This is a genomic window from Massilia sp. BHUDP2, assembly GCF_046236355.1.
GTDB lineage: Bacteria > Pseudomonadota > Gammaproteobacteria > Burkholderiales > Burkholderiaceae_D > Telluria > Telluria varians.
This window is the reverse complement of the sequence record NZ_JBJUVW010000003.1, coordinates 364,439-387,851: the sequence shown is the minus strand read 5'-3', so window position 1 is coordinate 387,851 and position 23,413 is coordinate 364,439. Positions and strand designations below refer to the sequence as shown.

General features: G+C 65.8%; 19 protein-coding genes. 9 read left to right on the top strand and 10 right to left on the bottom strand.

Going from position 1 to position 23,413, the window contains the following annotated elements; genetic code table 11:
• Nucleotides 1-8 precede the first annotated feature (8 nt).
• The 8 genes from ACK6C6_RS18515 to metE all read right to left on the bottom strand — a co-directional run bounded on the left by ACK6C6_RS18515 (nucleotide 9) and on the right by metE (nucleotide 11,743).
• A complete protein-coding gene (locus ACK6C6_RS18515) occupies nucleotides 9-1,382 on the bottom strand; it encodes a sensor histidine kinase (protein ID WP_409268657.1) in 1,374 nt (457 codons plus the stop codon).
• The gene (locus ACK6C6_RS18510; protein WP_209589812.1) at nucleotides 1,379-2,710 is read right to left on the bottom strand and encodes a sigma-54 dependent transcriptional regulator; all 1,332 of its coding nucleotides are present in this window, start codon (nucleotides 2,708-2,710) and stop codon (nucleotides 1,379-1,381) included. The genes ACK6C6_RS18515 and ACK6C6_RS18510 overlap by 4 nt, the downstream gene beginning before the upstream one ends.
• Before the next feature lie 30 nt (nucleotides 2,711-2,740).
• A complete protein-coding gene (locus ACK6C6_RS18505; protein ID WP_409268655.1) occupies nucleotides 2,741-3,973 on the bottom strand; it encodes an ABC transporter permease in 1,233 nt (410 codons plus the stop codon).
• A gap of 25 nt (nucleotides 3,974-3,998) precedes the next feature.
• The gene (locus ACK6C6_RS18500) at nucleotides 3,999-5,309 is read right to left on the bottom strand and encodes an ABC transporter permease (protein ID WP_409268654.1); all 1,311 of its coding nucleotides are present in this window, start codon (nucleotides 5,307-5,309) and stop codon (nucleotides 3,999-4,001) included.
• A 13-nt stretch (nucleotides 5,310-5,322) separates the two neighbouring features.
• Nucleotides 5,323-6,033 (bottom strand): ABC transporter ATP-binding protein, encoded by a 711-nt coding sequence (locus tag ACK6C6_RS18495; RefSeq protein WP_036209021.1) that lies wholly within the window; start codon nucleotides 6,031-6,033, stop codon nucleotides 5,323-5,325.
• Between the two features lie 29 nt (nucleotides 6,034-6,062).
• The gene (locus ACK6C6_RS18490) at nucleotides 6,063-7,331 is read right to left on the bottom strand and encodes an efflux RND transporter periplasmic adaptor subunit (protein ID WP_409268652.1); all 1,269 of its coding nucleotides are present in this window, start codon (nucleotides 7,329-7,331) and stop codon (nucleotides 6,063-6,065) included.
• Nucleotides 7,332-7,560: 229 nt separating this feature from the next.
• A complete protein-coding gene (locus ACK6C6_RS18485; protein WP_409268651.1) occupies nucleotides 7,561-9,336 on the bottom strand; it encodes a YbhB/YbcL family Raf kinase inhibitor-like protein in 1,776 nt (591 codons plus the stop codon).
• A gap of 136 nt (nucleotides 9,337-9,472) precedes the next feature.
• Nucleotides 9,473-11,743: a 5-methyltetrahydropteroyltriglutamate--homocysteine S-methyltransferase gene (gene metE, locus ACK6C6_RS18480; protein ID WP_409268650.1), complete on the bottom strand. Its 2,271-nt coding sequence runs from the start codon at nucleotides 11,741-11,743 to the stop codon at nucleotides 9,473-9,475.
• 99 nt (nucleotides 11,744-11,842) lie between these two features.
• Here metE and ACK6C6_RS18475 point away from each other — a divergent pair, with 99 nt between their 5' ends.
• Together ACK6C6_RS18475 and ACK6C6_RS18470 are read left to right on the top strand one after the other, a co-directional pair.
• Complete coding sequence (locus tag ACK6C6_RS18475) at nucleotides 11,843-12,736, top strand: LysR family transcriptional regulator (RefSeq protein WP_409268648.1); 894 nt, start codon at nucleotides 11,843-11,845, stop codon at nucleotides 12,734-12,736.
• Between the two features lie 35 nt (nucleotides 12,737-12,771).
• Nucleotides 12,772-14,358, top strand: a complete 1,587-nt coding sequence (locus ACK6C6_RS18470; protein WP_409268646.1) for a MutS-related protein — start codon at nucleotides 12,772-12,774, stop codon at nucleotides 14,356-14,358.
• Here ACK6C6_RS18470 and ACK6C6_RS18465 read toward each other — a convergent pair.
• Nucleotides 14,345-16,123, bottom strand: a complete 1,779-nt coding sequence (locus ACK6C6_RS18465) for a phosphoethanolamine transferase (protein ID WP_409268644.1) — start codon at nucleotides 16,121-16,123, stop codon at nucleotides 14,345-14,347. The genes ACK6C6_RS18470 and ACK6C6_RS18465 overlap by 14 nt on opposite strands.
• 364 nt (nucleotides 16,124-16,487) lie before the next feature.
• On the opposite strand from ACK6C6_RS18465, the gene rpsL reads away from it, so the two are divergent.
• The 5 genes from rpsL (at nucleotide 16,488) to rpsJ (ending at nucleotide 21,492) form a co-directional block, all read left to right on the top strand.
• Complete coding sequence (rpsL, locus tag ACK6C6_RS18460) at nucleotides 16,488-16,874, top strand: 30S ribosomal protein S12 (RefSeq protein ID WP_027867278.1); 387 nt, start codon at nucleotides 16,488-16,490, stop codon at nucleotides 16,872-16,874.
• Between the two features lie 148 nt (nucleotides 16,875-17,022).
• Entirely contained in the window at nucleotides 17,023-17,493 is a 471-nt protein-coding gene (gene rpsG / locus ACK6C6_RS18455; protein WP_027867277.1) for a 30S ribosomal protein S7, read from the top strand.
• Nucleotides 17,494-17,610: 117 nt separating this feature from the next.
• A complete protein-coding gene (gene fusA / locus ACK6C6_RS18450; protein ID WP_036209005.1) occupies nucleotides 17,611-19,716 on the top strand; it encodes an elongation factor G in 2,106 nt (701 codons plus the stop codon).
• 85 nt (nucleotides 19,717-19,801) lie between these two features.
• Entirely contained in the window at nucleotides 19,802-20,992 is a 1,191-nt protein-coding gene (tuf, locus tag ACK6C6_RS18445) for an elongation factor Tu (RefSeq protein WP_036209002.1), read from the top strand.
• 182 nt (nucleotides 20,993-21,174) lie between these two features.
• Nucleotides 21,175-21,492: a 30S ribosomal protein S10 gene (gene rpsJ, locus ACK6C6_RS18440; protein WP_005663509.1), complete on the top strand. Its 318-nt coding sequence runs from the start codon at nucleotides 21,175-21,177 to the stop codon at nucleotides 21,490-21,492.
• A 99-nt stretch (nucleotides 21,493-21,591) separates the two neighbouring features.
• Here rpsJ and ACK6C6_RS18435 read toward each other — a convergent pair whose 3' ends face one another.
• A complete protein-coding gene (locus ACK6C6_RS18435; RefSeq protein ID WP_292038522.1) occupies nucleotides 21,592-21,780 on the bottom strand; it encodes a hypothetical protein in 189 nt (62 codons plus the stop codon).
• A gap of 171 nt (nucleotides 21,781-21,951) precedes the next feature.
• Here ACK6C6_RS18435 and ACK6C6_RS18430 point away from each other — a divergent pair, with 171 nt between their 5' ends.
• Together ACK6C6_RS18430 and ACK6C6_RS18425 are read left to right on the top strand one after the other, a co-directional pair.
• Nucleotides 21,952-22,845, top strand: coding sequence for a hypothetical protein (locus ACK6C6_RS18430; RefSeq protein ID WP_409268641.1), 894 nt, complete (start codon nucleotides 21,952-21,954; stop codon nucleotides 22,843-22,845).
• Nucleotides 22,842-23,411, top strand: coding sequence for a hypothetical protein (locus ACK6C6_RS18425; RefSeq protein ID WP_409268639.1), 570 nt, complete (start codon nucleotides 22,842-22,844; stop codon nucleotides 23,409-23,411). Before ACK6C6_RS18430 ends, ACK6C6_RS18425 begins: the two co-directional genes overlap by 4 nt.
• The last annotated feature ends 2 nt before the right edge of the window (nucleotides 23,412-23,413 follow it).

Here is a 23,413-nt window from a genome sequence, read left to right as displayed (position 1 = left end):
TTTCATGCTCATGGGGTGTGGGGGCCCGACAGGGCCGGCAGCGCCGGCAGGATGAGGGTGACGGCCAGGCCGCCGCCCTCGCGGTTCGAGAGCGAGATGCGGCCGCCGTGGGCTTCGGCAATCTCGCGCGCCAGCGCCAGTCCGAGGCCGGTGCCGCTGCGCTTGGTGGAATAGAAGGGGACCAGGGCGTTGGTCAGCACCGCGTCGCTCATGCCGGTGCCGCGGTCCAGCACGTCGATGCGCAGGGCGTCCTGCACGCGGCGCACCTGCAGCGCGACATCGTCGGGCTGCGATCCGGATTCGTGGGCGTTCTTGAGCAGGTTCAGCAGGGCCTGCTCCATCTGTGGGGCGTCGATCCAGGCCGGCTCCTGCGGCAAGTCGCCGAGCAGGCGGAACGGCACCTGCTCGGCCAGAGCGTCGATGAACACGTCCCAGGGGCGGGCTTCGAGGCGCGGCGTGGGCAGCTTGGCGAAGCGTGCATAGCCCAGGATGAAGGTCTCGAGGTGGCGGGTGCGCTCGCCGATGGTCTGCAGGATCTGGGGCAGGCGCTCGGTCTGCCCGCGCCGCACCAGCTCCGCGCCCGAGTGCGCGAGCGAGGCCAGCGGCGCCAGCGAATTGTTCAGTTCATGGCTGATCACGCGGATCACCTTCTTCCAGGTCTGCACTTCCTGGCGCCGCAGCTCGGTGGTGAGGTGGCGCAGCAGCAGCAGCTCGTGGCGCCGGCCGTTCAGGGTGAAGCTGCTGCGCGCCAGGTGGTAGACCTCTTCTTCCTCGGATTCGCCGGCGGTGAACAGGCCGTCGCCGCCGCGCGCCAGCGCCTCTTTCAGGGCCGGGGCCGCGGTCTCGAGCACGGCGCCCAGTCCGTGCCCTTCGAGCTTGCGGCCCTCGGACAGCAGCTGGCGCGCGGCCAGGTTGGCGTAGACGATGGTGCCGGCCGAGGTGCCCGTATCGGTGGCGAAGTCCGTCACCAGGAGCATGGCCACCGGGGTGTTCTGGACCATGGTGTCGAGCAGCAGCTCGCGCTGCACCAGGCCGAGGCGCTGTTCGCGCAGCACCTGGCCCAGGTCATTGTGGGCGGCGATCAGGTCGGCCAGCTCGTCGTTCTGCGGCCAGTGCAGGCTGAAGGAAAAGTCGCCGTCGCGGTAGCTCGCCACCGTGCCCTCGAGGGCGCGGAACAGCGACAGGATCGGCTGGATCTGGGTGCGGATGGTGATGATGGCGATCGGGACGATCGCCACCAGGCAGGTGAAGAAGACCAGCGCGGGATGCTCGGGGAACAGGTGGTCCAGCCCGAGCGCGATCAGCATGCCGAGGGCCAGCAGAGTGCCGACCAGCGCCGACCAGCGCGTGACCAGCGAGAGTCGGATCCCTGTGCGCTTCATGCCGGCCTGGCGATGCCGAGCCGCTCCATGCGCCGGTACAGTGCCTGGCGCGACAGGCCCAGTTCGTTTGAAGCCTGCGCCACCACGCCGCCGGCGCGCGCCAGCGCCTGCACGATGGCGTCGCGGTCCGGCTCCGTGTCCGGCGTGGGCGCCACCGCCACCGGCAGGCCGAGATCGGCGGCTTTGATGACATCACCTTGCGCCAGCAGGCTGGCGCGCGCCATCACGTTTTTCAGCTCGCGCACGTTGCCGGGCCAGGTGTGGGCCTGCAGGGCGCTTTCCGCGGACGGGTGCAGGGTCTTCCCGCGCAGGAAGGACAGTGCCAGCGGCAGGATGTCGCCCGGGCGCGCGGCAAGCGGCGGCAGGCGCAGCTCGATCACGTTCAGGCGGTAGAACAGGTCTTCGCGGAAGGTCCCGGCGCGGATCATGGCGCCAAGATCCGCATTGGTGGCGCTGATCACGCGCACCTTCACCTGGCGCTCGCGGTTGGAGCCGAGTCGCTCGAAACGCCCCGTTTCCAGCACGCGCAGCAGTTTCATCTGGCCGGCCAGCGGCAGGTTGCCGATCTCGTCGAGGAACAGAGTGCCGCCGTCGGCCGCCTCGAACTTGCCTTCCCTGGCCTTGGAAGCGCCGGTGTAGGCGCCGGCGTCGGCCCCGAACAGCTCGGCCTCGATCAGTTCCGAGGGCAGGGCGCCGCAGTTCAGCACCACGAAGGGGCCGTCGGCCACCTGCGAGTTGGCCTGGATGATCTCGGCGATGCGTTCCTTGCCGGTGCCGTTCGGGCCGGTGATCAGGACCGGCACGTCGGCGCGCGCCACCTGGCAGGCCAGGGTGAGCACGCGCTCGGTGGCCGGGTCTTGCCAGACCAGGCCGCGCAGGTCGAAGTTCTGTTCCAGCTCGCGCTTGGCCTTGCGCTCGCGCTGCAGGCGCTGGTTCAGGGCGCGGTTGGCCTGGCCCAGCTCGATCAGGTTGCTCACCGTGGTGAGCAGGCGCTCGTCGTTCCAGGGCTTGGAGAGATAGTCGGCGGCGCCGGCCTTGATCAGCTCCACCGCGGCGTCGAGGTGGGTCCAGGCGGTCAGCAGGATCACCGGCAGGTCCGGGTGGCGCCGCCGGATCTCGCGGAACAGCGCCACGCCTTCCTCGCCGGAGGTCGTGTCGGCCGTGAAGTTCATGTCCTGGATGACCAGGTCCACGTGCTCGCGCCCGAGGATGTCCAGTCCTTCCTCGGGCGAGGCCGCGCGCAGGGCGGCGATGTCGTGGAGGGAGAACAGGACGTCGAGCGCGATGGCGACCGCGGCGTTGTCGTCGATGATCAGTACAGTGGGCATGACGGCAAGTTTAGCACTGGTTGTTTGCCATCAGGCACTGCGGGTGGCGGTCGCCGGCGAAATGCTGGCCGCGCGCCACGCCGGACCGTAGGCCGCCAGGATGCCCAGCGCCCAGAACACGATCGCGCCGCCGATCAGGTACTCGGCCGGGAGGCGCGCCATTTCCAGCCTGGTCACCAGGAGGTGGTTCAGGCCCAGGCCCAGCAGCACGCCGCCGAACACGCCGGCACTGGTGATCAATACGTTCTCGGTGATGAAGTAGCGCAGGATGTCGACCTTGCGCGCACCCAGGGCGCGGCGCACGCCGATTTGCTTGCGGCGCTGGGTGACCCACAGGCTGGCCATGCCGACGATGCCCGAGCAGGTAATCAGGAGCAGCAGCACGCTGACGGTGATCAGCATCCACGACAGCGCGACGTCGCCGCGGTAGCGCTTCTGGCGGTCGTCCGTGACCGTCTTGGCCTCCAGGATCATCGGCGTCGCCGACGACTTGCGCAGCGCTTCTTCCGCTTCCTTCATGACGCGGTCGCGCTGGCCCGCTTCGGCGCGGACGGCATACAGGGCGCCGGGGTTGCCGTACAGGCGCGCCGGGGTGATCGCGGACCACTCGCCGCGCTCGCCCAGGTCGCCATGGGCCGACTGCAGCCGTTCGACCACGCCGACGACCTCGGTCCCTTGGGCGTCTTCGCCGGTGCCGAAGTACAGGGTCTTGCCGATTGCCGAGCTCCCCGGCCACAGCTTGTCCGCCAGCGCTTTCGAGATGATCAGCTGCTTGGGCAATTCGCGGCTCTCGTTCTCGTTGACGTCGACCAGTTCCTGCGGCAGGAAGTCGCGCCCTTCGACGATCTTCAGGCCGAAGGTCTTGACCAGCGAATCGCCCGAGATGTAGATCGAGGCGATCGCGCTCTCGCGTTCCTGGCGCCGGTCGAGCGCGACGCTGTTGCTGCTGCCGCTGCCCGAGATCGGCATCTGCGACACGTTCGCCACCGAGACCACGCCCGGCACCGCGCGCAGCACATCGGCTTCGCGCTTCATGGTGGCGAGCATCTGCTCGGGACCGTCGCTGTTCAGGTTGCGCACGTTGAAGTAGAAGGTCGCCGCTTCATCCAGCAGGCCGCTTGGGCGCGCCGCGACTTCGCGGCGCTCGTTGACGACATGCAGGGCGTTGGCCAGGATCGCCAGGCTCAGCGCGACCTGCAGCGCGACCAGGATCGGACCGGTCTTGTTGCGCATCAGCGCGGACAGGATGGGCTTGATTTCCATGATGGTCTCTCTCGTTTGCTCGTTCTTATTGCGATTTCAGCTGGATGGCCGGCGTCACCTGGCAGGCGCGCCAGGTGGGCAGCAGGCCGGCGACGATGGCCGCGGTGACGGACATGAGGAAGGTCAGCATCAGCATCTGCCAGTCCATGCGGGCGACCGCCGCCATGCCCTTGCTCTGCATGCCGATCAGGGCCAGCGCGCCGAAGGACAGCACCAGGCCGAGCACACCCCCGACCAGGCCGACCACGCCGGTCTCGATCAGGAACTGCTGGAACACGTCGCGGCGCGAAGCCCCGAGCGCGCGGCGCACGCCGATCTCGGACGCGCGCACCGAGAACTTTGCCAGCAGCAGGCCGACGGTGTTGACCAGGCACAGGATCAGGAAGCCGAAGGCCAGCCAGGCCGACAGCTTGCTGTCGTTGCCGACGACCTTCATGTGCTCCATCCATTCCATCACGTCGTACAGCTTGTTCGGCGCATTGCGCTTCAGGCGGCCCAGCTTGCGCTGCTCGCTCGCATAGTTGTCGAGCCAGGTCTGCAGTTCGGCGCGGTCGCTGCTGCTCCTGGTTTCGAACCAGGCCTGGATCCAGGTGCATTCCGAGGTCAGGAGGTTGGCGAAGCCCGGGTCGCGGTTGGCGCTGCAGTTCATGCTGCCGTTGTGGCCCATTTCGTGGCGCAGCGCGGTCGAGAAGGGGATGAAAAATTCTTCCGAGTTGCCGAAGCGGCTGCCGCCGATCAGCCTGTAGTAGCGCGGCAGCGGATTCCAGTTGTCCAGCACGCCGACCACCGTGTACGGGAAGCCGCCGATCCTGATCTGCTTGCCGACCGGACTGGCCTCGCCGAACAGCTTCTCGGCGGTCGCGCGGCCCAGCACCACCACGTCGGCGCCACGCGCATCGTCGCCTTCGGTCCATGCCTGGCCGTGCAGGAAGGGCACATCGAACATCGCGAAGAAGTCGCGGGTCGGGGCCAGGCCGGAGGCGGTGAAGGCCGGGATGTCGGTGCGCGGCGGCTCGATCGGCTGGTAGACGCCGTACATGGCGGTGCGGCGCTCGCCCTGGCCGCTCTTGATGAAGTTGGCGGCGTCGATGTAGCCCAGCTGGTCGTCGTTGGGACCGTCGCTCGGCGACCAGCCTTCGACCGGGCCGTTGTCCACGTGCGGCACCAGCAGGCGGTCGCTCTTGGCGGGGATCGGGTCGCCCGACATCATGTGCAGGATGGTGAGCGTGGACACGCTGGCGGCCACGCCGATGGCCAGGGTCAGCACCATCAGGGCGGTCAGGGCGGGGTTGCGGCGCAGGCTGCGCACGCCCAGCTTGAAGTAGTAGGAGAACATGGTCTGGTCGTCCTTATGCGGTCACGGCGGCCTTGTCGACCAGGGTCGGGCCCTTGCGCACCAGGTCCGAGACCTGGCCGTCGATGATGTGCACGTTGCGGTGGGTGCGCACCGCCAGCTCCGGATCGTGGGTCACCATCAGGATGGTGGTGCCGGCCGCGTTGATCTCTTCCAGCAGTTCCATCACGCCGCGTGCCATCTGGGTGTCCAGGTTACCGGTCGGTTCGTCGGCCAGCAGCAGCTTGGGCGAGCCGGCCAGCGCACGCGCGATCGCCACGCGCTGCTGCTGGCCGCCGGACAGCTCGGCCGGGAAATGCTTCATCCGCGAAGCCAGGCCGACCTTGGCCAGCGCGTCCTCGATGCGCTCCTTGCGCTCGGTCTTGTTGAAGCCGCGGTAGCGCAGCGGCACGTCGACGTTGTCGAACAGGTTCAGGTCGGGGATCAGGTTGAAGCCCTGGAAGATGAAGCCCAGCTTCTCGTTGCGCAGGCGCGAGCGGGCGCTGTCGTCCAGGCCCTTCACGTTGACGCCGTCGAGGATGTATTCGCCCGAGGTGAATTCTTCCAGCAGGCCGGCGATGTTCAGGAAGCTGGTCTTGCCCGAACCGGAGGGGCCGGTCACGGTGACGAATTCGCCCTGCTTGACTTCGATCTCGAAACCGCGCAGCGCGTGGGTCTCGATCATGTGGGTGCGGTACACCTTGCTCAGGTTGGTCATGCGCAGCATGGGATTCTCCTAGTTTGTGTTGGTCTTGTTCAGCGGTTGATCGAGACGCGCGCGGCGTTATTGAACGTGTCGGTGCCGGCGACGACCACCTTGTCGCCCGGCTTCAGGCCCGACAGGATCTCGACGGCGGAAATGCTGGTGGCGCCCAACTGGATCGGGGTGCGCACGGCGATCCCGTCCCGCACCACGTAGGCATGGCGTCCGCCTTCGCTTTCGACGAAGGGGCCGCGCGGCAGCGTCAAGACATTGGGGCGCTCCTCGATCAGCAACCTGGCGGTCACGCGCTGGCTCTGGCGCAGGCCTTTCGGCTGCTCGCCGTCGAAGCGCACGCGCGCCAGCACCTGGTTCTTCACCACTTCCGGCGACAGCGCGGACAGCTTGCCGGTGGCCTTGCCCGACGGCAGGGTGATCTCGGCGTTCATGCCCAGGCCGATGTCGGCCACATAGGTTTCCGGCACCTCGACCTCGACTTCGAGCTTCGACAGGTCGACCAGGGTCATCAGGGGGGCGTTGGCGGCCACCACCATGCGGTTCTGGACGTTGAGGGTGCCGATGAAGCCGTCCACCGGCGCGCGCACGGTCAGCTCGTCGACGCGGCGCTGGGCGTTGGCCAGCGACAGGCGCTGGCGTTCCAGCTCGTTGATCTTGGTCTTCAGGGCCAGCTGGACGTCGTCGCCTTCGAGCGCGGCGGCCTGGGAGGCGTGGTTGGCGCGGATCTCGGCCGAGTTCAGGGCGTCCTTGGCCTTCTGGTAGTCGATCTTGGCGATGATGCCGACCTGGGCCACGCTCTCGTAGCGCTCCAGGGTGCGCTGGGCCGACAGGCGGTCGATCTCGGCGGTGTCGGCTTCGCGCTTGGCCAGCAGCTTCTGCTTGCGCGCCAGGATCTGCTGGCGCGCCACCTCGGCCTTGAGCTGTTCGTAGCTCGAGGTCTCGCGCTTGAGTTCATCGGTCAGGTCCGGGGACTCCAGCACCGCCAGCACGTCGCCCTTCTTGACGGTGTCGCCGGCGGCGACCTTCAGGTTGACGGTGGATGGGGCGGTCGAATACAGGGTAGGGCTGACGGCGGCCACGATGCGGCCATTCACCGACGCGTCGCGCACCAGGGTGCCGCGGGTGACTTCGGCGATGCGCAGGCGGGCTTCGCTGACGGAGTGTTCGCTGCTGGTCCAGGCGCCCAGCACGGCGACGCTGACGGCGAGGAGGGCGATGGCGCCGCCCACCCACAGCGCGCGGCGCTTGAGCTTGTGGACCGGGGCCGGGGTGAGGACGGCGTCTTGTTCTGATGTATCGCGGATCATGGCATCTCGGGTGACAACGTTGGATGGCGTTGTCAATGCACGATCCGTGCCAGTAGAGCAAGTGACTGATTTTACGGGGAATATTGCTGCCGCGTCCGGTGTCCGCGGTGTCCGTCATTACAGGCCGCGGACAGCGTCCGGACACAGGAGCGTCCGATTCTGCAAAAGCGGACGGGCGCGAACCGACTGCATCCGCGCCCGTCCTGGGGGTGCTCCTTGGCTTGCTTCCTTACTTCTGCGGCTTCTGCTTCTGGGCGTAGGTGCCCATGACCTCGCCCTTGCCGATCACGTGCCCCTGCATCGCCTGCAGCAGCTGGTCGCGGTCGGCGCCGAAGGGCACATCCAGCATGGTATCGAGTGCGTACACCTGGAAATGGTAGTGGTGCGGCTTGTCGCCCACCGGCGGCTTGGGCCCGAAGTAACCCATCGAGCCGCGCGTGTTCCGGCCCTGCAGCACGCCTTCCGGATCGGTCAGGCGCGGCTGCTCCTGCAGGCCTTCGGGCAGGCTGGTGACGTTCGCCGGGATGTTCCAGGCCAGCCAGTGCACGAAGGGCGTGACCGGTTTGGCGTCCGGGTCTTCCATGATGATGGCGTAGGACTTCGCATTCGGCACTGGCTTCCACGCCAGGGCCGGCGACACGCCGTCGGCGTATTCGCTGTATTTCTGGTCCATCGCGCCGCCGGCCTTGAAGCTCGGCGAGCTGACCGACAGCGTCCCTGTCGACTGGGTCTCGGGCCGCTTGTTTGCGAGCGGCACGCCATTGCCCTTGTTGGCCTGGTCGCGCATCGGACCGCTTGGGGCCATCGCGCTCAGGTTGCCGGGCTTGCCGGCGCTGTGGGCAATGCGGTAGATGACGCCGTTGCCGTCGTCCGCCATCAGGAGCGAACCGTCCTTGGCCCACGCCAGGCCGACCGGACGTGCGATGTGGGTCTTGCCGCCGTCGGTAAGGAAGCCGGTGACGAAGGGTTCGACGGCGGTCGGCCGGCCGCCCGCGAAGCGCACCCGCACGATCTCGTAGCCGGACGCCTGGGCGCGGTTCCAGGAGCCGCGCATGGTCACGAAGGCGTCGCCGCTGTACTCGGCCGGAAAGCCGCCGCGGTGGCCGAACACCATCTGCATCGGCGCCGCATGCGCGGTGTAGCCCAGCACCATCGGGGTGCTGCGCGCCTTCCATTCTTCTTTCTTGATCTCGCCCACCGGGGTGCTCTGCGGGTAGATGTCGCCGCCGCCGTAGACGTGCGGCCAGCCGTACATCTTGCCCATCTCGATCTTGTTGATCTCTTCCTGCTGCTGGTCGTCGCCGAGGAAATCGATGCCGTGATCGAAGGACCACAGCTCGCCGGTCTGGGGATGCCAGTCGAAGCCGATGGTGTTGCGCAGGCCCGAAGCGAAGATGCTGCGCTGCTGGCCGTCCGGCGAGACGCGCAGGATGGTGGCGTTCTCGGGATTGCTCTCGTTGCAGGTATTGCAGGTGCTGCCCACGGTGAGATACAACATGCCGTCCGGCCCGAAGGCGATGGTGCGGTTCGGGTGCTGGCCGGAATCCGGCAGGTCGCCCATCAGCAGCTTCAGATCGCCCAGGCGGCCGTCGGGCTTGATGTCGGCCACGAACAGTTCCTTGACGGTGACGAGATAGAACTTGTTGTCCTTGATCGCCATGCCGTGCGCGCCGGCACGGTTGGCCACTTCGACCGGCGCGCCGTCGGCCTTGCCGTCGCCGTTCGTGTCCTTCAGCAACAGCACGTCGCCCTGGTCGCGCCGGCTGACGTAGATGTCGCCATTGGGCGCTACCGCGATGATGCGGGCGTTCTTCAAGCCCGTGGCGAAGGGGGTGACGGTAAAGCCCTGCGGCGCCTTGATGCCGCGCATGCGCTCGGGAGTGGCCTCGACCTTGGCCGGCTTGAAGACGTTGGACGGGGCAGAGAAGCGGGTCCCGTCACCCTGTTGGGCACAGGCGGCGCCTGTCGCCATGCCGATTACAACCGCTGCTGTCACGCGTTTCATGCCCTGGTTCTCCCTCGTTACCGTGGTTGGATGTGATAAAAAATCGTGCCAGAGTATCGACCGACGGTATGTGGGAGAACGTACGCAGACTGTCGCGTTGGCGGGACAGCGCAGGACAACAGGCGGGACAGGCACGCTAGGCGGCGCGCAGGGTCCGCGCCGCCGCCACCATGTTCTCCAGCGCCGGCAGCACCTCGTCCCAGCTGCGCGTCTTGAGGCCGCAGTCCGGATTCACCCACAGTTGCGCCGCGGGGATACGCGCGGCGGCCTTCTGCATCAGCGCGACGATCTGCTCGCGGCTTGGGACGTTGGGCGAATGGATGTCGTAGACGCCGGGGCCGATGCCGTTCGGGTAGCGGAAGTCGTCGAAGGCGCCGAGCAGTTCCATATTGGAGCGCGAGGTCTCGATGGTGATCACGTCGGCGTCCATGGCGGCGATGGCGGCGATGATGTCGTTGAACTCCGAATAGCACATATGGGTGTGGATCTGGGTGGCGTCGCGCACGCCGTTGGCGGCGATGCGGAACGCCTCGACCGCCCAGTCCAGGTAGCCGGGCCAGCCGGCGCGGCGCAGCGGCAGGCCTTCGCGCAGCGCGGCCTCGTCGATCTGGATGATGCGCACGCCGGCCCGTTCGAGGTCCTGGACCTCGGCGCGGATCGCCAGCGCCAGCTGGCGGCAGGTGACGGCGCGCGCTTGGTCGTCGCGCACGAAAGACCAGTTGAGCATCGTGACCGGGCCGGTCAGCATGCCCTTCATCGGCTTGTTCGTCAGCGACTGGGCATGGCAGGTCCATTCCACCGTCATCGGACGCGGGCGCTGCACGTCGCCGTACAGGATCGGCGGCTTCACGCAGCGCGAGCCATAGGACTGCACCCAGCCGTTGGCGCTGAAGGCGAAGCCATCAAGCTGTTCGCCGAAGTACTCGACCATGTCGTTACGCTCGGCCTCGCCGTGCACGAGGACGTCCAGGCCCAGCGCTTCCTGGGCTTGCACGCAGCGCGCGATCTCGGCCTGCATGGCGGCGCGGTAGGCGTCGTCGTCGAGTTCGCCCAGCTTGTGGCGGCGGCGCGCCTGGCGGATCTCCGGCGTCTGCGGGAAGGAGCCGATGGTGGTAGTGGGGTAGGCGGGCAGCGCCAGTGCGGCGGCCTGCTCGGTGGCGCGCTGGGCGTGGGCGCTGACGCGCTGGCCCAGCGCCGGCGCGATGGCGGCGACGGCCCGCGCCACCTCACCATTGTGCACGCGCGCAGAGGCACGGCGGCGGTCGATGGTGGCGGCGTTCGCGATCAAGGCGTCCTGCACGCCGACACGGCCATGGTCGAGCGCGGTTTGCAGCAGGCGCAGCTCGTCCAGTTTCTGCACGGCGAATGCGAGCCAGGAACGGACCTCGGGGTCCATGCCGGTCTCGAGTTCCAGGTCGACCGGCACGTGCAACAGCGAGCAGGACGGCGCGATCCACAGGCGCGCCTGCAGCTGTCGCTGCACCGGCTCCAGCCAGGCCAGGGTCGCATGCAGGTCGGTCTTCCAGATGTTGCGGCCGTCGACCACGCCGAGCGACAGGATTTTGTCGGGGCCCAGCAGGGCGATCGCCGGCTCGATCTCGTCGCGCGCGTTGATGGCGTCCAGGTGCAGGCCGGCAACCGGCAGGCCGCAGGCGAGCGGCAGGTTGTCCTCCAGGCGGCCGAAGTAGGTGGCCAGCAGCAGTTTCGGGCCGTGGCCGCGCAGCGCCGCGTAGGCGTCCGCATAGGCCTGGCGCCAGCGCGCGTCGAGGTCGGTGACCAGCGCCGGCTCGTCGACCTGTACCCATTCGACGCCGGTCTGCGCCAGCCAGTCGAGCAGTTCCGCGTACACCGGCAGCAGGGCGGGCAGCAGCGCCAGGCGGTCGCTGTCGTCGTGGGACTTGCCGAGCCACAGGTAGGTAAGGGGGCCGAGTATCACCGGCTTGGCGCGCACGCCGGCGTCGAACGCTTCCTGCAACTGCTGCCGCAAGCGCGAGGTGTCCAGTGTAAACGTCGTGAAGGCGTCGAATTCGGGGACGATGTAGTGGTAGTTGGTGTCAAACCACTTGGTCATTTCGCCGGCGTGGGTGCAGCCGCAGTCGGCGTGCGAGGCGCGGCCGCGGGCCACGCGGAAGTAGGCGTCCAGCGCGTCGCCGTGGTGGGCATGGGCGCGCTGCGGCACGTTCCCGAGCGTGAAACTCATGTCGAGCACGTGGTCGTAGAGCGAGAAGTCGCCGACCGGGGCCAGGTCGAGCGCGGATTGCCGGGCCCAGTGGCGGGCGCGCAGCTGGGCAGCCCCGGCTTCCAGTTCGACGGCCGGGGCAGCTTCCTTCCAGTGGCGCTCGAGGGCGAATTTCAGTTCGCGGCGGGCGCCGATACGGGGAAAGCCGAGGTTGTGGGTGATGGTCATGGTATGCGTCCTGTTGGTGGTCGCAGCCATGATAGGACGGACAACTCATGAATAAAATTGATATGATTTCATATATCGATCAAATTCATTCATGTATCCATGCTGGAACGTGTCCACCTGATGATCCTGCGGGCAGTCGAGCAGCGCGGTTCGCTGACGGCCGCCGCCGAGAGCCTGCACCTGACCCAATCGGCGCTCAGCCACGCAATCCGCAAGCTGGAGGGGCAGCTCGGGGTCGAAGTCTGGACCCGCGACGGCCGCAGCCTGCGCCTGACCCAGGCCGGTCTCTACCTGCAGGGCCTGGCCAATCGCCTGCTGCCCCAGCTCGAACACGCCGAGCGCCTGATGGCGCAGTATGCCGAGGGCCAGCGCGGCACCCTGCGCATCGGGATGGAGTGCGCGCCCTGTTATGCCTGGCTCCTGAAGGTGGTGGCGCCTTACCTGGCGGCCTGGCCGGACGTCGATGTCGACGTCAGGCAGCGCTTCCAGTTTGGCGGCATCAAGGCCATCGAGGGATGGGAGATCGACGTGCTGGTCACGCCCGATCCGCTGTTCAAGCCGGGCCTGCGCTTCGTGCCGGTGTTCGACTACGAGCAGGTGCTGGTGCTGGCGAAAGACCACCCGCTGGCCGGCCGCGCCTTCGTGGAGCCTTGCGACCTGGCCGACGAGGTCCTGATCACCTACCCGGTCGACATCGACCGCCTCGACATCTACAACCAGTTCTTCCTGCCGGCCGGCTGTGCCCCGCGCCAGCGCAAGACCATCGAAACCACCGACATCCTGCTGCAGATGGTTGCCAGCGGCCGCGGCGTGGCGGCGCTGCCGCGCTGGCTGGTCGAGGAATACGCCGCGCGCATGCCGGTGGTGCCGGTGCGTCTCGGCCCGAACGGCATCCCGAAGCAGATCTTCCTCGGCACGCGCGAGGACGACGCCGCGATCGGCTACCTCGACGCCTTTATCGCCATGGCGGCCGGCCTCGGTGACAATGCTTGAGATTTGAGGCGCCGGCACGCTGCTAGGATCGCGGCATGATCCGATCCGAACTCGCACGCCTGCAGCGCCTCTTCCGCCATGTTGTCAAACGCGACGCCGAGCGCGAGCCGCCCTCGCACTTCTTCACTCCCGAAGAAACCGGCCGCCTGCACCGCATTACCGGGGACGTCCGCACGGCGCTCGACGAGCAGACCTGGCATGATCTGCTGCTCCCGGCCTACGAAGAGCAACTTGCACAAGGCACCAGCATCTTCGGCCGCCAGGTGCTGCACCGCCACCTGCGTGCAGGCCTGGACGATGCCGGCTGCGCCGCGCTGGGAGAGCGCCTGCGCGGCCTGCTGGCCGATCCGGCGCGCCTCGACGCCTTGAACCTGGCGCTGCGCCCGCTGCGCTACGCCGAGACCGAGGTCGCCGGCCTGCTGTTTGAGGGCGAGGCGCCGCCAGCGCCCGCCTGGGCCGGATTCATCTGGGTGCTGCCGCTGCTGCTGGTGATGTCCTTGGGCCTGCTCGTCACGCAGCCGCTCGGCTGGATCGCGACCCTGGCCGCGGTGGCGCCGCTGATGGCGCTGCAGATCGGCTACCACCGCCGCCTCGAGCTGTGGAAGAACACGCTGGACAGCCTGAACGCGCTGCTGGCCGGGAGCCACACGCTGGCGCAACTCGGCGGCCCCCTGCTGGCGCCCTTCGTCGAGGAGCGCGCCGCAGCGGCACGCCTCCACAAGCGCCTCGGGCGCCCGCTGCTGCTGCGCATGATCCCGGGCGGCGAGGCCTACATGAACTGGTTCGCCGCCTACAACATCCGCCGCTACTGGAAGACCATCCGCACCGTGTACGGGGCGCGCGACTTCCTGCGCCCCTTCTACCTGCGCAGCGCGGAGCTGGAGGCCGACGTGGCGCTGGCACGCCACCTGCGCCGCCAGCAGCACTGGTGCTGGGCCGAACGCAGCGCCGCGCGCACGCTGGACCTGCAGGGCGGCGTGCACCCGCTGATGGAGATGCCGGTCCCGCTGTCCGTCAGCCTGGACGGGCAGGGCGCCTTCATCTCGGGCCAGAACGCTTCGGGAAAAAGCACCTTCCTGCGCATGGTGGGCCTGAACCTGGTGGCGGCGCGCGCCTTCGGCTTCTGCTACGCGCAGCAGGCGCGCCTGCCGGCCGTGCCGGTGCGCGCCAGCATGCAGAACGAGGATTCGCTGCTGGGCGGCGAGAGTCTCTATATGTCGGAACTGCGCCGGGCGCGCGAACTGCTGGATGCGAGCGGGGAGCCGGCCGGCATCTGCCTGGTCGACGAGGTCTTCCGCGGCACCAACCACCTGGAATCGGTGTCGGCCGCAGCCGCGGTGCTCGAAAGCCTGTGCGAGCGCGACCTGGTGCTGGTGTCCTCGCACAACCTGGTGCTGGCGCGTATCCTCGCGGGCAAGCTGGAACCGTACCGCATCGATACCGCCAGTGGCCGGCCGGTCCTGTTGCCGGGCGTGCTGCGCGACCCGAACGGCATCGCGCTGCTGGCCACACAGGGTTTCGGGGAGCGGATCGAGGGCCGGGCCGCCGAAGTGGCGTGCTGGCTCAGCGCACACCTGGCCGAGTCCGAGGAAAAGCAGCCGCCTGCCCTCAGTTGCGCTTGAGCGGCTTACCCTTCGCAATCACCTCGCGGCAGTCGCCGCGCATGGTGGCGTCGTCGTAGTCGGTCCAGCCGTAGCTGTCGACGTAGCGCTTGTGGCGCTTGAAGGCCGGACTGACGAAACTGCGTTCCAGGCTTTCGCCGGGGTAGCGGACGTCGGCCATGTCGAGCACCGTGTGGAACATGTTCTCGGTCGAGAGCTTCGCCTTCTGATGGCGTTTCAGTTGCGCGACCTTGGCCGGGAAGCGCTCGGCGTAGCTGCCCGAATACCAGACGAAGGCCGGCACGTGGAATTCGTACTGCGTGTTATGGCCGTGGAAGGCGATCTTGCACGACTTGTCGTACAGGGTCTGACCATGGTCGGCCACGTACAGCAGCGAGGCGGGCAGGCCGGTTTCCTTCAGCACCCCGATCACGTTCGACAGGAACCAGTCGGTATACAGGATGGCGCTGTCGTAGCTGTTGTTCATCTGCGGCTCGATGCGCGGATTGGTGTAGTCGGGCTTCTCGATCGACTTCAGCGAAGGCTGCCAGCGGTCGAACTCCTGCGGGTAGCGGTGCGCGTAGTTCCAGTGGCTGCCCAGCGTGTGCAGCACCACCAGCACCTTCTGCGCCGGATCAATGATGGCGCGCCGCAAGGGCGCGAGCAGGACCGCGTCGTGGTTGGAGGCGTCGGACACGCTGCCCAGGTTCAGGAACTGGACGTCGTCCGCTTCTTTCGCGAACACCGACACCGGCGTGTCGAACTTGCCGAACGAGACCTGGTTCGAGATCCAGAAGGTCTTGAAGCCGGCCTCCTTGAAGGCCGACAGGAAGGATTTTTCGGAGAAGCCATCCTTCAGGCTCTGCATTGCAGGTTTGCGCGAAATGATCACCGGGATCGACAGGCGGGTAGCCGATACCGGCGTGATCACGTCCTTCAGCATGACCAGGTTCTCTTCCTGCGCCAGCAAGGGATTGGTCTCGCGTGCATAGCCGTTCAGGCTCCAGCGGTCGTAGCGCGAGGATTCGCCCAGCACCACCACGAGCACCTGCGGCCCATGCTCGCCGTCCGCCTGCTTCGCCCCGAAGCGGAAGGCGGCGCTGCGCCGGTTCAGTTCGGCCAGGTAGACCCGCTCCTTATAGAAGTCGAGGCCGCGCGCGCTCAGGCCGAAGGGCCAGGATTGGGCAAACAGCGCCAGGTCGACCGGCGGCCTGGTCCAGGCGGGCAGTGGCGGCCAGCGTCCCGCGGTAGCGGCAGCGTGTTTCCCGTCGGCCTGGGCGAAGCCGGATTGCTGCCCGTAGGCCAGCACCGCGGCGCCGGCGCCCAGCACCGCCAGCACGATCCAGCGCGAGCGGTCGTTCCAGTCCAGGTCGCGGGTACGCCAGGCGGCCGTCCAGGTCGAGCCGAACCACAGCAGCACGCCGACGATCACCGCGCCCAGCAGCCAGGCTTTCCCGCCCAGGAACTCGAGTGCCTCGCTGGGGCTGGTCTCGGCGATGATGCCCAGGTGGTGCGTCGAAATCCCCTGTCCATAATAGACAAGAAGGTAGAGCTCGGTCGGCAGGGCCAGGAAGGCCGGCAGCAGGGCCCAGTGGAACCAGGCCGGGCGCTTGCACAGGGCCCAGGCGGCGATCCAGGCGAACACGCCGGCGCCCAGCAGCTGCCATGGGTCGCTGCCGCCTTGCGCACCCGGCAGGTCCAGCAGCTTCGCCGCAAAAGGCATGCTCGACAGCAGGGCGTAGCTCAGCAGCAGGTACAGGTTGGCGGGACGAAGCAGGCGGGACATCGGGGCGGGAAGAGGGCGAAATCGGCTATTATCCTGTCTTTATAGCCGGAAATACACTATCCTTGCCGCAAGCTTGACAGTAGCTCTGTAGCAGGCTTGCCACATCCACCACGGTAAACCCCAGGTTTACCCTGCCGCCAGGTCGACCGGCCGGCAAAGCGGTTGACCCACTTGCGCATCGGGTCTATACTCGCGAGTTCTCGATTTATTCTGCACATGGTATACGCATTCGCAGCCGCTCCTTCGGTGAGTGGCTTTCGTCGCCTCTGCTGTGAGCACGAATCCGGGACTAGGTTTCAGTCCCCGGACAAGCGCAACAAGGGTCCGGGTCATCAACGTAGTAACTTTGTTGGATTTTTGAACGATGCCAACCATCAATCAACTGATTCGCAAGCCGCGTGAAGCCGCGGTTGTGAAGAGCAAGTCCCCGGCACTGGAAAACTGCCCGCAGAAGCGCGGCGTTTGCACCCGTGTCTACACCACGACCCCGAAGAAGCCGAACTCGGCACTGCGTAAGGTCGCTAAAGTTCGCCTGACCAACGGTTTCGAAGTCATTTCGTACATCGGCGGTGAAGGCCACAACCTGCAAGAGCACAGCGTCGTCCTGATCCGCGGCGGCCGTGTGAAAGACTTGCCGGGTGTGCGTTACCACATGGTCCGCGGCGCACTGGATACCCAGGGCGTGAAAGACCGTAAGCAGGCTCGCTCGAAGTACGGTGCGAAGCGCGCCAAGGCCGGCGCCAAGAAGTAATTCTTCGCGTAATCCTGCGGACCCTGTCACGTACAGGTCACATTAAAAAGTTAAGTTGAGCCGGCCGGAAGGCCGAGTAAGTGAAAGATCATGAGGGTCTTTCGCGAGTGCGGATCCCGCACTCAACTGAAGATAGGAAGGAATTGAAATGCCACGTCGTCGTGAAGTACCCAAGCGCGAAATCCTGCCGGATCCAAAATTCGGCAACACCGATGTCGCCAAGTTCGTCAACGTTCTGATGCTGTCCGGTAAGAAATCGGTCGCTGAAAACATCATCTACGGTGCGTTCGAGCACATCCAGCAAAAATCGGGCAAGGACCCGCTGGAAGTGTTCACGACCGCGATCAACAACTGCAAGCCGATGGTCGAGGTGAAATCCCGCCGTGTCGGCGGCGCCAACTACCAGGTGCCAGTGGAAGTTCGTCCGGTTCGTCGTATGGCGCTGTCCATGCGTTGGTTGCGCGAAGCCGCAAACAAGCGCAGCGAAAAATCCATGCCGCAACGCCTGGGTGGTGAACTGATGGAAGCGGCTGAAATGCGCGGTGGCGCAATGAAGCGCCGTGACGAAGTGCACCGCATGGCAGAAGCGAACAAGGCGTTCTCGCACTTCCGCTTCTAAGCAAATGGCCAAACCCCTTCGGGGAGTGCGGCCTGCAGTATCTGTTGTTCAGGCCGGGCGCGTTTTGATCGTCAAAATGCCGTCCGGTTTTGTCCATTCAAAGATTTAGGAAAAATTATGGCACGCACTACCCCCATTGAGCGCTACCGCAATATCGGTATTTCCGCTCACATCGACGCCGGCAAGACCACGACCACCGAGCGCATCCTGTTCTACACGGGTGTGAACCACAAGCTGGGCGAGGTGCACGACGGCGCCGCCACCATGGACTGGATGGAGCAAGAGCAAGAGCGCGGCATCACCATTACCTCGGCAGCGACGACCTGCTTCTGGAAAGGTATGGCCAGCAACTTCGAGCCGCACCGCTTCAACATCATCGACACCCCGGGCCACGTCGACTTCACCATCGAGGTGGAGCGTTCGATGCGCGTGCTGGACGGCGCCTGCATGGTTTACTGCGCAGTCGGCGGCGTGCAGCCGCAGTCGGAAACCGTGTGGCGTCAGGCTAACAAGTACAAGGTTCCGCGTCTGGCCTTCGTCAACAAGATGGACCGTACCGGTGCAAACTTCTTCAAGGTGTACGAGCAGATGCGCGCCCGCCTGAAGGCCAACCCGATCCCGCTGCAAGTGCCTATTGGCGCCGAAGACAACTTCAAGGGCGTGGTCGACCTGGTCAAGATGAAGGCCATCCTGTGGGATGACGCTTCGCAAGGCATGAAGTTCGAATACGTCGACGTGCCGGCCGAACTGCTCGACACCTGCAACGAGTGGCGCGAGAAGCTGGTCGAAACCGCCGCTGAAGCGTCGGAAGAGCTGATGAACAAGTACCTCGAAGAGGGCGAACTGTCGGAAGCCGAGATCAAGAAAGCGCTGCGCACCCGTACCATCGCCGGCGAAATCGTCCCGATGATGTGCGGCACCGCATTCAAGAACAAGGGCGTGCAGGCAATGCTGGACGCGGTCATCGAATACCTGCCGTCGCCAGTGGACATCCCGCCGGTCGCAGGTACCGACGAAGAAGAGCAGCCGACCTCGCGTAAGGCCGACGACAGCGAGAAGTTCGCTGCGCTGGCATTCAAGATCATGACCGACCCGTTCGTCGGCCAGCTGATCTTCTTCCGCGTGTACTCGGGCGTCGTGAATTCGGGCGATACCGTCTACAACCCGATCAAGGGCAAGAAGGAACGCCTGGGTCGTATTCTGCAGATGCACGCCAACCAGCGCGAAGAGATCAAGGAAGTCCGCGCAGGCGACATCGCCGCAGCAGTCGGCCTGAAAGAAGCAACCACCGGCGAGACCCTGTGCGATCCGTCGGCACCGATCATCCTCGAAAAGATGGTGTTCCCGGAGCCGGTCATCCAGCAGGCAGTCGAGCCGAAGACCAAGGCTGACCAGGAAAAGATGGGCCTGGCACTGAACCGTCTGGCTCAGGAAGACCCGTCGTTCCGCGTGCGTACCGACGAAGAGTCGGGCCAGACCATCATCGGTGGTATGGGCGAGCTGCACCTGGAAATTATCGTTGACCGCATGAAGCGTGAGTTCAACGTGGAAGCAACCGTCGGCAAGCCGCAGGTTGCGTACCGCGAAACCATCCGCAAGGCAGTCACCGACGTCGAAGGCAAGTTCGTCAAGCAGTCGGGCGGCCGCGGCCAGTACGGTCACGCAGTCCTGACCATCGAACCGCAAGAGCCGGGCAAGGGCTTCGAGTTCATCGACGCCATCAAGGGCGGCGTGGTTCCACGCGAATACATCCCGGCAGTCGAGAAGGGTGTTCGCGAGACCCTGACCAGCGGCGTGCTGGCTGGCTACCCGGTCGTTGACGTCAAAGTCACCCTGACCTTCGGTTCGTACCACGACGTCGACTCGAACGAAAACGCGTTCCGCATGGCGGGCTCGATGGCGTTCAAGGACGGCTGCCGCAAGGCGAACCCGGTCATCCTCGAGCCGATGATGGCCGTGGAAGTGGAAACGCCGGAAGACTACGCCGGTTCCGTGATGGGCGACCTGTCGTCCCGCCGCGGTATGGTGCAGGGCATGGACGAAATCCCGGGCGGCGGCGGCAAGATCATCAAGGCCGAAGTCCCGCTGTCGGAAATGTTCGGTTACTCGACCTCGCTGCGTTCGGCAACCCAGGGCCGTGCGACCTACACGATGGAGTTCAAGCACTATTCGGAAGCTCCGAAGCACGTGATCGACGCTATCGTGACCGCAAAAGCCAAGTAATAAAAAAACCGGGGACGGGTTTCACGAGAACCTGTCCCCAACAACAGCTAAAAAACAATACGTTTCTTTTAAAGGAAGATAGGAAATGGCAAAGGAAAAATTCGAACGGACCAAGCCGCACGTCAACGTCGGCACCATCGGTCACGTTGACCACGGCAAAACCACCCTGACGGCTGCAATCGCAACCGTTCTGTCGAAGAAGTTCGGCGGCGAAGCCAAGGCCTACGACCAGATCGACGCGGCTCCGGAAGAAAAAGCACGCGGCATCACCATCAACACCGCGCACGTCGAGTACGAAACCGCAAACCGTCACTACGCGCACGTTGACTGCCCAGGCCACGCCGACTACATCAAGAACATGATTACCGGTGCAGCGCAGATGGACGGCGCGATCCTGGTGTGCTCGGCCGCTGACGGCCCGATGCCGCAGACCCGCGAGCACATCCTGCTGGCGCGTCAGGTTGGCGTTCCGTACATCATCGTGTTCCTGAACAAGTGCGACCTGGTCGACGACGCAGAACTGCTGGAACTGGTCGAAATGGAAGTGCGCGAGCTCCTGTCGAAGTACGAGTTCCCGGGCGACGACCTGCCGATCATCAAGGGTTCGGCTCGTATGGCCCTGGAAGGCCAGGCTGGTCCGCTGGGCGAAGACGCCATCATGCAACTGGCTGACGCTCTGGATTCGTACATCCCGACCCCGGAACGTGCCGTTGACGGCGCCTTCCTGATGCCGGTGGAAGACGTGTTCTCGATCTCGGGTCGCGGCACCGTGGTGACCGGTCGTGTCGAGCGCGGCATCATCAAGGTCGGCGAAGAAATCGAAATCGTCGGTATCGTTGACACCGTCAAGACCACCTGCACCGGCGTGGAAATGTTCCGCAAGCTGCTGGACCAGGGTCAAGCTGGCGACAACGTCGGCCTGCTGCTGCGCGGCACCAAGCGTGAAGACGTCCAGCGTGGCCAGGTTCTGGCCAAGCCGGGCTCGATCAAGCCGCACACCGACTTCACCGGCGAAGTGTACGTCCTGTCGAAAGACGAAGGCGGCCGTCACACCCCGTTCTTCAACAACTACCGTCCGCAGTTCTACTTCCGTACGACTGACGTGACCGGTTCGATCGTGCTGCCGGCCGACAAAGAAATGGTCATGCCAGGCGACAACGTGTCGATCACCGTCAAGCTGATCGCTCCGATCGCGATGGAAGAAGGTCTGCGCTTCGCAATCCGCGAAGGCGGCCGTACCGTCGGCGCCGGCGTGGTGGCCAAGATCATCGCCTAAGTTCGCTTAGCCTGATCTAACGGTGGGCTTGTCCCGCCGTGACAACGATGGGGACAGGTTTTTCGACCTGTCCCCATCTTTATGAGAGGGAACGATGTTATACTCCCGCCTCTTGAGCAGTACCGAAGCACCTTTCACACATTGCCGGCACCTTGCCGGAACGTTCTTTTAAAGGAAATAGCATGTCCGCTCCGAACCAGAAAATCCGCATCCGCCTGAAAGCGTTCGACTACAAGCTGATCGACCAGTCCGCTCTGGAAATCGTCGACACCGCCAAGCGCACCGGCGCAGTGGTCAAGGGCCCGGTCCCGCTGCCGACCCGCATCCAGCGTTTCGACGTCCTGCGTTCGCCGCACGTCAACAAGACCTCGCGCGACCAGTTCGAAATCCGCACCCACCAGCGTCTGATGGACATCGTTGATCCGACCGACAAGACCGTTGACGCACTGATGAAGCTGGACCTGCCGGCTGGCGTCGACGTCGAAATCAAGCTGCAGTAATCGCATCCACCGCCAGCGGATCAATCCGCTGAGGTAGCAAGGGCCGGGAGTTCACAAGGACTCCCGGCCCTTGTCATTTGCGGCCGCCGCGGAAGCGGGTCAGTCGAGCAGGGCGTACAGCACCGGCGCGAGCATACTGAAGAGGACGGCGCCGCCGCCGAGAACCAGCACCAGAAGGGCATACCGGCCGATCCAGCCGACCAGTGTCGGGTGACCCGTAAAATGCGCGCGCAGGCTCGCGGCCGTGAGGCGGGTGGCATCGTCTGGGAGATGATCGAAGTTCGACATAAGGCCTCCGTGCAAAAGTCCATTGTCGAGTGCGCTTTTGCTGCATACATTGCGCTGGCGCAAGCGGCAGAAGGAGCCTGCTCCATCGCGTCTAGCGCTTTATGCGGAGCAAATTGTTCGCGCAGGCTCGCCGTGTTGTAATCGTAGCGATCACAACCGAGCGAAAAGCGCATGTCCGTTACACACAGCTTCCACTCCGCAGCGTTCGAGCTGCGCCGCCTCTCCTGGACGCAGCTCGCGGGCTACGCTTATCTCGGCTTCTTCATCCTGCTGCTGGTGCGGCTGGCGGCGCCCGACGCGATTGGACCTGCACTGCGCAAGCTCGCCCTCGCGCTGCCCCTGGTCCTGCTGGCCGCCAAGGACCTGGCACACCTGCCCGACGCACTGCAGCGCCTGCGCGGCGCTACCGGCTGGCGTGGCCGCATCCTTGCGCTGCTGCCGCCGGAACTGATCGGCATGGCCAGGCTCGACCGCCTGATGTGGACCGGCTTCCTGCAATGGCTGCGCCGCCGCAAGCCGCTGGCGCGGCCGGAAGGCACGGCGCTGACCTACCTGCAGCGCGGGGCCTACGGCACCGCGATCGGCTGCGCGATGGTCGCGGTATTCCTCGAACTGCCGATCGACTTCGGCATCCTCCACCTGTTCGTCGACGATCCGGACACGCGCATGCTCATCCATGTGGTCGGCGGCATCGGGGCCGTGTACACGCTCGCCTGGGTGCTGGGCGACCGCTGGCACGTGGCCGAAGGCAGCCATGTGCTGGCGGCCGAGGTGCTGCACCTGCGCGTCGGCGTGCGCACCCAGGGCAGCATTCCGCTCTCGAGCATCGAGCGCGTCGACGCGGTGACCGAGGCGCCGGAACGCTGGCGCCGGCGCCATGGCATCCATCCTGCCGACACCATCACGGTGACGCCTTTCGACAAACCGAATTGCGTGCTGGTCATGAAGCCGGACGCCGGCGTGACGCTGCTGCACTGGCAGGTCCGCCGGACCGCGCCGCGCTATGTGTTGCTCTACCTCGACCGTCCGGAACTGCTGGCCAGCAGCGTCGAGCAGCACGGATGACGCGTTCCCGGCAGCTGCGCGTTGGGCCGGGGGCGCTGATCATCCTGGCCCACCTGGTCTTCCTCGCGATCCTGCTCCGCTATGCCGGCACGCCCGCTGTCAGGGATGAGACAGGTCCGGCCGACTACATCGAATTCGTGCCGGTTCCGGCAAAGGCCAGGCCGAGGCCGGTGGAAGCTGCCACCCCGTCCCCGGCACCCCGCAAGCCAAAGGCCACGCCAGCGCAGGCCGCGCCCGCGTCATCGGACATGGTGGCCGTGCCATCCGTTCCGGAACCGCAGGAGTCAAGCGCGGAGCAGCCCGTAGCGCAGGGCAAACAACTGGACATGGACGCACTGCGCGCCACTGCCCGTCGCGTGGCCAGGGAGCACGTACCGGAACCATTCGAACAGGTGCGCGATGCCGAGCATCGGCTGGAAATCGAAAAGAAGGACCTCGGCCGCGCCATCAGGGAAGCCAAGCGGCCGCCCTGCACCAAGAAGTACAGCGGCGGCACCTCGCTGAATGTGTTCGCGCTGATTCCGCTGGCGATCGACACGATCACCGATACCGGCTGCAAGTGGTAGCG